The organism is Actinomadura sp. J1-007 (assembly GCF_009793335.1).
Lineage (GTDB): Bacteria > Actinomycetota > Actinomycetes > Streptosporangiales > Streptosporangiaceae > Spirillospora > Spirillospora yumaensis.
The window spans coordinates 948,885-960,582 of sequence record NZ_WING01000001.1 but is presented as its reverse complement, the minus strand read 5'-3'; the positions used below and the strand labels follow the sequence as shown (position 1 = coordinate 960,582).

Genomic DNA, 11,698 nt, shown 5'->3' with positions numbered 1-11,698 from the left:
GGAGCGGGGTCAGGGGCGTCGGCCGGTCCAGAGCGCGAGGGCGCCGCCTACGTCGTCGGCGGACGGTTCGTCGCGAGCGGACAGGTCGGCGATGGTCCAGGCGACGCGGAGGACCCGGTCGAGGCCGCGGGCGCTGAGGGTGCCTCGGTGGAGTGCGTCGTCCGCGGCCCGCATCGCCTTGGGCGGAGGGGTGAAGCGGCGACGTAGGTCCGGGCCCGGGATCTCGGAGTTGCAGCGCCAGGGCGTGTCGGCGAGGCGCTTGAGCGTGCGTTCGCGGGCCTGGAGGACGCGTTCCGCGACGATCTCGCTGGCTTCGGCGAATTCGAGGTCGTAGCGGAGTTCGGCGCGGCTGGCCGGGGTCAGTTCGAGTTTGAGGTCGATGCGGTCGAGGAGCGGGCCGGAGATCCGGGTCAGGTATTTGCGGCGTATGGCGGGGGCGCAGGCGCAGTCGACCTGCTTGGCCGCGGCGCAGGGGCACGGGTTGGCGGCGAGGGCGAGAGTGAATCGGGCCGGGAAGCGGGCCGTTCCTTCGGCGCGGGATATGCGTACCTCTCCTTCTTCCAGGGGCTGGCGCAGCGCGTCGAGGGTGCCTCCCAAGAACTCGGGTGCTTCGTCCAGGAAGAGAATCCCTCGGTGGGCCAGCGAGACGGCGCCGGGCTGTAGGAAGCGGCCCGAGCCACCGCCGACCATGGCCGCGCGGGTCGCGGTGTGGTGCGGGGCATAGAACGGCGGACGGGTGATCAGGGGCTGGCCTGGCGGCAGGGTGCCCGCCACGGAATGGATCGCCGTGACCTCCAGGGCGGAGTCGGGTTCGAGGGGAGGGAGGAGGGTGGGGAGGCGTTCGGCGAGCATCGTCTTGCCGCAGCCCGGCGGGCCGGAGAAGAACAGGTGGTGGCCGCCTGCGGCGCTGATCTCCAAGGCTCGTCGCGCTTCGGCCTGGCCTCGGACGTCGGCGAGGTCGAGCCCGGTCTTTCCGTCCGGGCGCCGTATGGACAGGCCGTCGGACGGGGCGGGTGGGGGCATGTCCTCCTCCACGTCCTCCACCGGAGGCGGCTCGTCGCGGAGGAGGCAGAGAAGGCCGCGGAGGGTGCTCGCGGAGATCACCTCCGTGCCCGGGACGAGCGCCGCCTCGGCCGCGTTGGCGCGGGGAACGACCACCGTGCCGCAGCCGGCGTTGGCGGCGGCGAGGACGGCCGGAAGGACGCCGGGGATCGCGCGGATGCGACCGTCCAGACCCAGTTCGCCTATGAGGACCAGGCCCGCGCAGGAGCGCGGAGGAACGGCTTCGGCCGCGGCGAGCAACGCGATGGCGATCGCGACATCGAAGGTCGAGCCTCGTTTGGGCAGGCTCGCGGGGAACAGGGACACGGTGACGTGGCGGTTGGGCCAGTCTTCGCCGGAGTTGTAGACCGCGGCCCTGACGCGGTCGCGGGCCTCGCTGAGCGCGGTGTCGGGCAGACCGACGAGGTGGAGGCCCGGCACGCCGCTGGTGATGGCCGCCTCGACGTCGACGACGAAGCCGTCGACGCCGACCAGGGACACCGAACGGGTCTTGGCGAGCGTCATCTCAGCACACCTCCCGCAGGTGGTCGACGGTGAAGCCGTCGTCGGCGGACAGCAGGGACAGGACGTCGACGCGCATCTCGGTGTGCACCTGGTGGGCCTCGGCCCAGCGCCACGCGAGCCGCCGTAACCGGACGGCCTTCGACGGAGTGATCGCCTCCAGCGGATCGCCGTAACGGATGGAGCTTCGGGTCTTGACCTCGCAGGCGATGTGCCGCGTTCCGTCGTAGGCGACGATGTCGAGCTCCCCCTCGGGGCACCTCCAGTTGCGGTCGAGGACGGTCCAGCCGAGCCGGGCCAGATAGGCGGCCGCGGCGTCCTCGCCGCGCCGGCCGAGAATGATGTTGGCGTTCATGCGCCTCACCTCCGGACTACGACGGTGCCGGATCGGCCAGGCCAACGAAAGCGATACTCGGCCCTGTGGATAACCACGGAGCCCGGCCAGACGAATCGGCACGAATCGGGTTTCGGTGCTTGCTTTGGCGCGGCTGTTGCCGCAGCGTGGCGGCTGTGAACGCCGATGAAGCCGCACCGCTGAAGGAGGCGATCGCCGCCTTCGGAAAACATCTCCGCGTCGAAAGGGGCGTCTCGCCCCACACCCTGCGCGCCTATCTAGGAGATCTGGATGATTTGTGCGGGTACGCCATCGCGGTCGGTGTGACCGAACCCGAGGAACTCGATATCGGCGTTCTTCGCGCCTGGCTGGCGCGGCAGCACGCTCTGGGACGAGCGCGCGCGACCCTGGCGCGCCGTACCGCGGCGGCTCGGGCGTTCACGGCCTATCTGCACCGGCGGGGTCTGCTCCAGAACGATCCCGGCCCGCTGCTTGGCACTCCCAAGGCACAACGCGATCTGCCCGTGGTCTTCACCCAGGACGACGCGTCCCGCCTCTTGGACACGGTGGACACTCAAGGCCCCCTGGGGTTGCGTGACCTCGCCGTCCTGGAAGTGCTCTACGGCACGGGCGTACGAGTCAGCGAGCTGTGCGGGCTGGATATCGACGACCTCGACACCGAACGCCGCACCGTACGCGTCCTGGGAAAGGGCGGGCGCGAACGAACCGTTCCCGTCGGCGAACCCGCGCTACGTGCCGCTCAAGACTGGTTGCGTGCCGGAAGGCCCGCGCTGGCGAACGAAGGCAGCGGCCCCGCGCTCTTCCTGGGCGCGAGGGGCGGACGTCTGCATCCGACCAGCGCACGGCGGATCGTCCACGGACGCATCGCCGAAGTCGGCGGGGTGCCCGACCTCAGCCCCCACGGCCTGCGCCACAGCGCGGCCACGCACCTGCTCGAAGGCGGGGCGGACCTGCGCAGCGTTCAGGAGATCCTCGGCCACGCCTCCCTCCAGACCACGCAGCTCTACACGCACGTCTCCGCAGAACGCCTCAAGCAGGTCCACCGCCAAGCGCACCCGCGCGGAACCGCCTGAACGGCGCGCGGAACCGGCCGAACGGCGCGTGACTGCCTGAACCCCGCGTGACCGGCTGAGTGGTGGGGGGCCGATTGAGTGGTGCGTGACCGGCTGCGTGGCGCGGGGCTGGCTGAGTGGCGCGGGATCGACTGGGTGGCGCGGGGCTGGCTGAGTGGCGCGGGGCCGACTGAATCGGGCGGGGCTGACTGAGCGGCGCGGGGGCCGGTTGAGTGGCGCGGGGCTGGTTGAGCGGCGCGGGGCCGACTGAATCGCGTGGGGCTGGTTGGGTGGCGCGGGATCGGCTGAGCGGCGTGGGGTTGACTGAGTGGCGCGGGACGGGCTGAGTCGGGCGGTTCGACTGAACGAGTGTGGTTGGCCGAACAGTCGAGGTCGGCCGAACAGGGCCCCGCCAGGCCGTCGGTGGAGTGCGGCGGCCTGGGGGGCCTTGTTGATCACGGTGTTCTGCGGAGGCGGCGTTCTCGGGAGAGGTCGATGACACCCGAGGGCAGGCGCCGACGCGCGCGTACGCGGGTCTGGCGCCAGACGTACAGGACGGCGAATGCCAGGGCCATGCCCGCCACGGCGCCGCCGGTGGCCGTTGTCGCGTCGCGTAGCCCCATTCGAGGGTTCTCGTTCCGGGGTTGCGCGGGTGTGGGTGTAGGGCGTTCCGCTGGCTTCCGTCCGGAGGGAGGCCAGTGGGGGAGCAGGCGTACGCGGGCGTTCACCAGGGAGAGCGGGTCGAGGTAGACGCTGCCTCGCAGCAGTCCCCAATGCAGGCATGGCGTGGAGCAGTGGTAGGGGCCCTCTTCGATGATTCCAATGCGTGCTCCTAGGGAGACCTCACGCCCGCGGCGGACGCTGGGGCGGACGGGTAGGTACGTGGTGCGCAGGACGCCATGGGTGATGGCGACAACCCCGCGCCCCGCCAGGCGGCCCGCGTACGAGACGCGGCCCGGTCCAGCGGCGTAGACGGCCTGACCAGGACGTGCGGCAAGGTCCACCCCTCGATGGCCTGGCAACCAGGCGACGTCAGGCGGCGAGAAGCCCCGTACGACCCGAGGCGTCGGCTCTAACGGCCATCGCCACTTCCCAGAGGGCGGATCCGCGGTCGAGAGGGAGATGGGCGTACGAAGTGCAGGGCCGATTTCCGTGCGCGTGCCGGGAGCCTCGCTCGTTCGCAATGTCCCGCTGACGTGCGGCGGGCCGGTCGCGTGGGCGGCCCGCCCTGTGGACAAAGGAACGGCGCCCGGGAGCGCGGGAACGGACGGGGCGAGGGCAGCGGTGATCATGAGGAGTGTGAGCAGGGTCATGCCCGCAGCCTGGCGGGACGGGGCCACTCCGGGCCAGGGATGCCGCAGGTTGTGGAAAACCTCCGCCACGGCTGGTCAGGTTGATTCCACGTGTGGGCCCCACGTCCCGTAGACTTGGGAAACGGTCGCACGGGGGCTCACCCGGGCGACCGAATTCACGCGCTCGCCAGCCACCTGCGTATCGCCGGTGGGGCACAGCCTCTCGGTCCGTCGGGAACGACGGTGGGGCCGGTGTCCGGGCGCAGGCAGACAACCGAGACGTGGCCCGTACACCGGGCCGGACAGGAGAACACGGGCTATGGCACCCGTCGTCACCATGCGGCAGCTCCTTGAGAGCGGCGTCCACTTCGGCCACCAGACCCGTCGGTGGAACCCGAAGATGAAGCGCTTCATCCTCACGGACCGCAACGGCATCTACATCATCGACCTGCAGCAGTCGCTGTCCTACATCGACCGCGCCTTCGAGTTCGTCAAGGCGACGGTCGCGCACGGCGGCACGATCCTGTTCGTCGGTACCAAGAAGCAGGCCCAGGAGGCCATTTCCGAGCAGGCCACCCGGGTCGGGATGCCGTACGTCAACCAGCGCTGGCTGGGCGGCATGCTCACCAACTTCTCCACCGTCCACAAGCGGCTCACCCGGCTCAAGGAGCTGGAGGAGATCAACTACGACGACGTGGCCGGCTCCGGGATGACCAAGAAGGAGCTGCTCGGCCTGCGCCGCGAGAAGGACAAGCTGGAGCGCACCCTCGGCGGTATCCGCGACATGGCGAAGGTCCCGAGCGCCATCTGGATCGTGGACACCAAGAAGGAGCACATCGCGGTCAACGAGGCGAAGAAGCTGGGCATCCCGGTCGTCGCGATCCTCGACACCAACTGCGACCCCGACGAGGTCGACTACCCGATCCCGGGCAACGACGACGCGATCCGCAGCGTCGGCCTGCTGACCCGCGTGGTCGCCGACGCCGTCGCCGACGGTCTGATCGCGCGCGCGGGCGCCGCCTCCGGCGGGGACGAGAAGCCCGCCGAGGGCGCGGCCACCGCGGCCGAGCCGCTGGCCGAGTGGGAGCGCGAGCTGCTGGAGTCCAAGGAGCAGTCCGGCGAGACCGCCAAGGCCGCCGACACCGAGGAGCCGGCGGCTGAGGCCGCTGCCGAGGCCAAGGACGAGGCCCCGGCCGCCGAGACCCCGGCCGCCGAGGCTCCCGCCGCGGAGGCGCCGGCCACCGAGGCCGCTGCCGAGGCCCCCGCCGAGGCCGAGAGCCAGAGCTGACGACGCGGGGCCCCGGACGCGCGCGTCCGGGGCCCGGTCTCCCCTCAGCCTTTCCGACCACGACAGAGACGAAGAGAGCGATGGCGAACTTCACCGCCGCTGACGTCAAGCGGCTTCGCGACCTGACCGGCTCGGGCATGATGGCGGTAAAGAACGCCCTGACCGAGGCCGACGGCGACTTCGAGAAGGCCACCGAGCTGCTGCGCCTGAAGGGCGCCAAGGACGTCGGCAAGCGCGCCGAGCGCACCGCGGCCAACGGACTCGTCGCCGAGTACTTCGACGGTTCCGGCGACGGCGCGCTGCTGGAGCTGAACTGCGAGACCGACTTCGTCGCCAAGAACGAGCAGTTCATCGAGCTGGCCAACCGCCTGGTCGAGTTCGCGAGCAAGAACGGCGCGGCCGACGCCGCCGCGGTGCTGGCCGCCGAGATCGAGCCGGGCAAGACCGTCCAGGCCCTGATCGAGGAGAACAGCGCCAAGATCGGCGAGAAGCTGGAACTGCGCCGCTTCGCCCACTTCAAGGGCGTGTACGTGGCCAGCTACCTGCACAAGTCCGACCCGTCCCTGCCGCCGACGACCGGCGTGCTGGTCGAGCTCGACAGCGAGAACGCCGAGGTCGCCAAGGACATCGCCCAGCAGATCGCGGCGATGGCCCCCAAGTACCTCACCCGTGACGAGATCCCCGCCGAGGCGATCGAGAAGGAGCGGGCGCTCGCCGAGCAGCTCACCCGCGACGAGGGCAAGCCCGAGCAGGCCATCCCCAAGATCGTCGAGGGCCGGGTCAACGCCTACTTCCGCGACTTCGTCCTGGTCGAGCAGGCGTTCGTCAAGGAGAACAAGAAGACGATCGCCAAGGTCCTCGACGAGGCCGGCGTGAAGGTCGTGCGCTTCGCCCGGTTCAAGGTCGGGCAGGCGTAAGGGCACTCTGGAGACGACAGGGACCCGCCAGATACCGCGACGCAACGAGGAGGCCGCCGACGTGCCGGAGACAACGAACCCAAGCGCGACGGCGGCCTCGTCGTCCGGGCGGCGGGAGCCCTCGCCCGTTCCGGACGGCCACGACGGGGACCACGCCAGCCACGCGCCGCGCGGAGGGTGGAAGAGGGTCCTGCTGAAGCTGTCCGGCGAGGCGTTCGCCGGGAGCGAGCCGCTCGGCATCGACCCCGAGGTCGTGCAGCACGTGGCCGAGGCGATCTCCGAGGCCGTCGCCGACGGCGTCCAGGTCGCGGTGGTGTGCGGTGGCGGCAACATGTTCCGCGGCGCCGTGATGGCCGAACGGGGCATGGACCGCGGGCGCGCGGACTACATGGGCATGATCGGCACGGTGATCAACTGCCTGGCCCTCCAGGACTTCCTGGAGAAGCTCGGCCTGGACACCCGGGTGCAGACCGCGATCACCATGAGCCAGGTCGCCGAGCCGTACATTCCGCGGCGCGCCATCCGGCACCTGGAGAAGGGCCGCGTGGTGATCTTCGGTGCGGGGCTCGGGCAGCCGTTCTTCTCCACCGACACCACCGCAGCGCAGCGTGCGCTGGAGATCGGCGCGGACGCGGTGCTGAAGGCGACACAGGTGGACGGTGTGTACGACGCGGATCCCCGCAAGAATCCGGACGCAGTCAAATTCGACCGTTTGGATTACGGTGAAGTCCTACAACGTGGACTGAAGGTCATGGACGCCACGGCCATCAGTCTCTGCATGGACAACGCGCTGCCCATCGTGGTCTTCGACCTCATGGGGCAGGGCAACATCGTCCGGGCCGTCCGGGGTGAGAAGATCGGCACGCTGGTCAGCCCGGCCGAGGGCTGACCGACCGCAGCACCGCTCCACCGGCGAGACTTCTCTGGCTCACCGGTAAGGGACGTATCACCGGCAAGGGACAAGGCCGACCAGATGACACGGGAGCCGAAGTGATCGACGAGACCCTCCTCGAGGCCGAGGAGAAGATGGAGAAGGCGGTCGCGGTCGCCAAGGAGGACTTCCAGGCCATCCGGACCGGCCGCGTCACCCCCGCCATGTTCAACAAGATCACCGCCGAGTACTACGGGACGCCGACGCCGATCAACCAGCTCGCGTCGTTCACGCTGCCCGAGCCGCGGATGGTCATCGTGCAGGTCTTCGACAAGTCGTCGATGCAGGCGGTGGAGAAGGCGATCCGCGACAGCGACCTCGGCGTCAACCCGACCAACGACGGCAACGTGATCCGCGTGGTGTTCCCGGACCTGTCCGAGGAGCGCCGCAGGGAGTTCATCAAGGTCGCCGGGGGCAAGGCGGAGGACAGCAAGATCTCCATCCGCAACATCCGGCGGCGGGCCAAGGACACCCTCGACAAGCTCGTCAAGGACGGCGAGGCGGGCGAGGACGAGGTCCGGCGTGCCGAGAAGGAGCTCGACGACACCACGCACAAGTACGTGGCGCAGATCGACGAGCTCCTTGAGCACAAGAAGGCCGAACTGCTCGAGGTTTGATGGAACTCGACGAGACCGGGGGGCCCGCGGGCTCCCCGGGCGAGCCGGAGGCTCCCACCCCGCCGGAGGCCGCATCCGGCCACGAGGCGGCGCGTGCGCGTACGGCGGCGGCCGAACGCGCTGACGAGTCCGGCGGGGCGACCACGCCCCCGCGGGCATCCGCCGTTTCGAACTTCGATGACGAGGCTGCGCCGGGGCGTGATGCGGCGTCCGCGACGCCGAAGCGCGCTGCGGATACGCATGACAACAGTGCAGGAACGATGTCCGACGGAGAAGCGCCCGGAAACGCGGCCGCGCAAGGGAAAGCGGGGCGCAACCTTCCGCTCGCCATCGGTGTCGGGCTGACGCTCGGCGCTCTGGTCCTGCTCTCGCTCTACACCGTCAAGGAGATCTTCCTTGGCGTCATGGTCGTCTTCCTGGTCCTCGGGCTGCGCGAGCTGAGCGACGCGTTCCGGAGCAGGGAGATCCGCGTCCCGTTCGTCACGCTCGCGGCGGGCATGGTCGCCGCGCCCGTCTGCGCGTACGTGTGGGACACCACGGGCCTCGTCGCCGTCGTGTCCCTGACCGTGCTGGCGTTGCTGATGACGCGGATGTTCGAGGGCGCCGACGGGTACGTCCGCGACGTCACGGCCGGCATGTTCCTCACCGGCTACCTGGTGCTGATGGGCGGCATCGTGGCGCTGCTCATGCGCCCGGACGACGGCGACCACCGCATCGTCATCTTCATCTCCGTGACCGTCGCCAGCGACATCGGCGGCTACTTCGCCGGGGCGTTCCTGGGCAAGCACAAGATGGCGCCCGCGATCAGCCCGAAGAAGACGTGGGAGGGCCTGACCGGCTCCGCGCTGACCTGCATGGCCGTCGGGGCGTGGCTGGTGGGGTGGCTCCCGGAGGACGGCCGGTGGTGGCAGGGGGTGCTGATCGGCCTCGCCGCCGTGGTGACCGCCACCCTCGGGGACCTGGTCGAGTCCGTCATCAAGCGCGACCTCGGCATCAAGGACATGGGCACGCTGCTGCCCGGGCACGGCGGCGTGATGGACCGCCTCGACTCCCTCGTCGCGACGGCCCCCGTCGTCTGGCTGCTCCTGGAACTCTTCGTTCCGCCCGGCTGAGCGGCGGAAGCCGCCCTGGGGCGCCTAGGAGTGGCGCCGTTTCCCAGCAGACGAGGCCGTTAGTCGCCCGTCGCCGAGACGACCCAGGAGCGGCCTTGCTGCGCCAGACGCCGCACCAGGGCGTCCGAGCCCTCGTTCTTGGCGTAACGGTGCTCCTCGCCCGTGATGGGCACCAGCCATAGCCAGCGGACCGGGTCGCCCCCTACGTGGAGGCCGGTCAGGCCGGGAGCGACGGGCCCCGCGAGCCTGCTCGGGTCCTCCAGGAGCAGAACGCCCTCCCAGACGGAGTCACCGGTGCTGAGGGGGAAGGTGGCGGACTCGTGGTACCACTTCACCACGTCCCCTGGCGCGAACCAGGTCACCGAACGCCACGGATACTGGGCGAGCCAGGGGAAAATGCTGCCTGCGCGCTGGCTGGGCAGGGACGTGGCCACTGCGAGCTCGATACGGGAGTGCGGAGCGACGTCGTCCTCGTACAGTTCGACGGTGGGCATCCGCTGACGGCTCATCCCGACGGTGCTCAGCACCGTGAAGGAGCGATCCCCGCGCGCGGGACGTTCCGTGACCCCGACCGTGGGGACGCCGCCGCCGCGGCCTCCCGGAAGCTGCCGCCCTACGTCGTGCCAGTAGTGGCCACCCGGACCGAGGCGCTGCAACAGATGACCCAGAACGGACTGCTGGAAATCGGCCCAGGACCCGTCCGCCCTGCACGCCTCCCAGTGCTCCCGCGAATGCTCGATCCGGGGGAGGAAGTCTTTGAGCTCGTCCTCCAGCGGGAACGCGAACGGGCTCTGCGCTGTCACGTCGCGGCTGTATCCGGGGATTCCCCTGCTCATGTCGGACCAGCCCGGGATGACGCAGATCGGATCGCCGGATTCCAGGATCGCGACCCCGTCGCCCTCCTCGAACCAGACCACCTCTAGGGCGGACTCGTCCAGTTCCTTGCGTCCCTCGGGAAAACGCACGTGGGAGGCGGGCAGGAGGGGCACCTGCCCCGCATCCAGCCGCGTCCTGTCGAGATCGGACGGCGCGTCACCGTGGTTCGTCACCCACGCGGCCCCGACCACCGCGTCCCGATGGTCCTTCAAGTAGGCGGCCGTGACGGCGCCGTCGGACTCGACGACGAGCCGACGGCTCCCGTACGGGCTCGTCTCCGTATGGACGACCGTCGTGGAGCCCCGGGGCGAAGCGGAACCCCTGCGCAAAACCGACATGATCGAGACCTTAGCCGCAGACAAGGCCGTGTGCAGGGATGTCGCGTCCTGCGCGCGCGTAAGGGGCCGTCCCATGCAAAACGCCTGCCGAACGGAGCGCGCCTTACGGACGAGGCATCAACGAAGGTTTGCGACACTGGAAGGACCATGTCTGCCACCACCGAGCCCGCCGCTGAGCCCATCACCCCTCCCGCCGAGCCGACCGAGTCGTCCGCCGCCGGGGCGGGGGGCAAGAAGACGCCTCCGAAGCTCGTTTTCGCCGCACCGCGCAGGGGGAAGCCGCCGCGCCATCTCGCGGACCTGACCGTCGCCGAACGGCGCGAGGCGGTCACCGAGCTGGGGCAGAAGCCGTTCAGGGCCGACCAGCTCTCCCGGCACTACTTCTCGCGCCTGGTGGACGACCCCGCGGAGATGACCGACCTGCCCGCCGAGGTCCGGGAACGGCTCGCGACGGAGCTGCTGCCGCCTCTGCTCACGTCCGTGCGCGAACTGGCCTGTGACGGTGGCAAGACGCTGAAATCCGTCTGGAAGGCGTTCGACGGCGTCCTTTTCGAGTCGGTGCTCATGCGCTACCCGGATCGGGCCACGATGTGCGTGTCGTCCCAGGCGGGATGCGGCATGAACTGCCCGTTCTGCGCTACCGGGCAGGCGGGGCTGACCCGCAACCTTTCCACCGCCGAGATCGTGGAGCAGGTCGCCGCCGGGGCGCGTGCCCTCGCGCGCGGGCGCGTCGCCGGAGGGCCCGGACGGGTCTCCAACATCGTGTTCATGGGAATGGGCGAGCCGCTCGCCAACTACAAGGCGGTCATCGGCGCCGTCCGGCGGATCACCGATCCCGCGCCCGCGGGGCTGGGCATCTCGCAGCGCTCGGTGACGGTGTCGACCGTGGGCCTCGTCCCGGCGATCGAGAAGCTCGCCGCCGAGGACATGTCGGTACGGCTCGCGGTGTCCCTGCACGCGCCCGACGACGAGCTCCGCGACGACCTCGTCCCCATCAACAACCGCTGGAAGGTCTCCGAGGTCCTGGACGCGGCCTGGGCGTACGCGGACCGGTCCGGGCGCCGCGTCTCGATCGAGTACGCGCTGATCAAGGACGTCAACGACCAGGCGTGGCGGGCCGATCTTCTCGGGAAGCTCTTGCGCGGCCACCTCGTACACGTCAATCTGATCCCGTTGAACCCAACGCCGGGTTCCAAGTGGACCGCGTCGCGCCCGCAGGACGAGCGGGAGTTCGTCCGGCGCCTGGAGGCCCACGGAGTTCCGGTCACGGTGCGCGACACTCGGGGCAGGGAGATCGACGGGGCCTGCGGCCAGCTGGCCGCGGCGACGAAGGACTAGGCGGCCGGCGGACGCGTTC

At 70.2% G+C, this 11,698-nt stretch carries 11 protein-coding genes; 7 read left to right on the top strand and 4 right to left on the bottom strand.

The genetic code is table 11. The features are described from left to right. Window positions 1-9: 9 nt before the first annotated feature. Together GEV43_RS04320 and GEV43_RS04315 are read right to left on the bottom strand one after the other, a co-directional pair. On the bottom strand, window positions 10-1,566 hold the full coding sequence (locus GEV43_RS04320) for a YifB family Mg chelatase-like AAA ATPase (RefSeq protein ID WP_160819572.1): 1,557 nt from the start codon (window positions 1,564-1,566) through the stop codon (window positions 10-12). Between the two features lies 1 nt (window position 1,567). Then, window positions 1,568-1,918, bottom strand: a complete 351-nt coding sequence (locus tag GEV43_RS04315; protein WP_160819571.1) for a YraN family protein — start codon at window positions 1,916-1,918, stop codon at window positions 1,568-1,570. 155 nt (window positions 1,919-2,073) lie between these two features. Between GEV43_RS04315 and GEV43_RS04310 the strand changes: the two genes are divergently transcribed. Further along, on the top strand, window positions 2,074-2,991 hold the full coding sequence (locus GEV43_RS04310) for a tyrosine recombinase XerC (protein WP_160819570.1): 918 nt from the start codon (window positions 2,074-2,076) through the stop codon (window positions 2,989-2,991). A 434-nt stretch (window positions 2,992-3,425) separates the two neighbouring features. Here the strand turns inward: GEV43_RS04310 and GEV43_RS55845 are convergent, their stop codons facing one another. Further along, window positions 3,426-4,262, bottom strand: a complete 837-nt coding sequence (locus tag GEV43_RS55845; protein WP_375539081.1) for a murein hydrolase activator EnvC family protein — start codon at window positions 4,260-4,262, stop codon at window positions 3,426-3,428. A gap of 319 nt (window positions 4,263-4,581) precedes the next feature. On the opposite strand from GEV43_RS55845, the gene rpsB reads away from it, so the two are divergent. The 5 genes from rpsB (at window position 4,582) to GEV43_RS04280 (ending at window position 9,127) form a co-directional block, all read left to right on the top strand. Further along, on the top strand, window positions 4,582-5,550 hold the full coding sequence (rpsB, locus tag GEV43_RS04300) for a 30S ribosomal protein S2 (RefSeq protein ID WP_160819568.1): 969 nt from the start codon (window positions 4,582-4,584) through the stop codon (window positions 5,548-5,550). 80 nt (window positions 5,551-5,630) lie between these two features. Then, the gene (gene tsf / locus GEV43_RS04295; RefSeq protein WP_160819567.1) at window positions 5,631-6,467 is read left to right on the top strand and encodes a translation elongation factor Ts; all 837 of its coding nucleotides are present in this window, start codon (window positions 5,631-5,633) and stop codon (window positions 6,465-6,467) included. Between the two features lie 190 nt (window positions 6,468-6,657). Beyond that, window positions 6,658-7,356: a UMP kinase gene (gene pyrH, locus GEV43_RS04290; protein ID WP_175250311.1), complete on the top strand. Its 699-nt coding sequence runs from the start codon at window positions 6,658-6,660 to the stop codon at window positions 7,354-7,356. 101 nt (window positions 7,357-7,457) lie between these two features. Continuing rightward, window positions 7,458-8,015: a ribosome recycling factor gene (gene frr, locus GEV43_RS04285; RefSeq protein ID WP_160819565.1), complete on the top strand. Its 558-nt coding sequence runs from the start codon at window positions 7,458-7,460 to the stop codon at window positions 8,013-8,015. 260 nt (window positions 8,016-8,275) lie between these two features. Then, window positions 8,276-9,127 (top strand): phosphatidate cytidylyltransferase, encoded by an 852-nt coding sequence (locus GEV43_RS04280; RefSeq protein ID WP_160819564.1) that lies wholly within the window; start codon window positions 8,276-8,278, stop codon window positions 9,125-9,127. Between the two features lie 59 nt (window positions 9,128-9,186). Here GEV43_RS04280 and GEV43_RS04275 read toward each other — a convergent pair whose 3' ends face one another. Beyond that, entirely contained in the window at window positions 9,187-10,416 is a 1,230-nt protein-coding gene (locus GEV43_RS04275) for a suppressor of fused domain protein (protein WP_241682782.1), read from the bottom strand. Between the two features lie 72 nt (window positions 10,417-10,488). Here GEV43_RS04275 and rlmN point away from each other — a divergent pair, with 72 nt between their 5' ends. Continuing rightward, a complete protein-coding gene (gene rlmN / locus GEV43_RS04270; RefSeq protein WP_175249975.1) occupies window positions 10,489-11,679 on the top strand; it encodes a 23S rRNA (adenine(2503)-C(2))-methyltransferase RlmN in 1,191 nt (396 codons plus the stop codon). Window positions 11,680-11,698 lie beyond the last annotated feature (19 nt).

Excerpts from the sequence above, each read along its gene's own strand:
- GEV43_RS04320 (WP_160819572.1), bottom strand. The coding sequence starts at position 1,566 with ATGACGCTCGCCAAGACCCGTTCGGTGTCCCTGGTCGGCGTCGACGGC.
- GEV43_RS04315 (WP_160819571.1), bottom strand. The coding sequence starts at position 1,918 with ATGAACGCCAACATCATTCTCGGCCGGCGCGGCGAGGACGCCGCGGCC.
- GEV43_RS55845 (WP_375539081.1), bottom strand. The coding sequence starts at position 4,262 with ATGATCACCGCTGCCCTCGCCCCGTCCGTTCCCGCGCTCCCGGGCGCC.
- rpsB (WP_160819568.1), top strand. The coding sequence starts at position 4,582 with ATGGCACCCGTCGTCACCATGCGGCAGCTCCTTGAGAGCGGCGTCCAC.
- tsf (WP_160819567.1), top strand. The coding sequence starts at position 5,631 with ATGGCGAACTTCACCGCCGCTGACGTCAAGCGGCTTCGCGACCTGACC.
- GEV43_RS04280 (WP_160819564.1), top strand. The coding sequence starts at position 8,276 with ATGTCCGACGGAGAAGCGCCCGGAAACGCGGCCGCGCAAGGGAAAGCG.
- GEV43_RS04275 (WP_241682782.1), bottom strand. The coding sequence starts at position 10,416 with ATGGGACGGCCCCTTACGCGCGCGCAGGACGCGACATCCCTGCACACG.
- rlmN (WP_175249975.1), top strand. The coding sequence starts at position 10,489 with ATGTCTGCCACCACCGAGCCCGCCGCTGAGCCCATCACCCCTCCCGCC.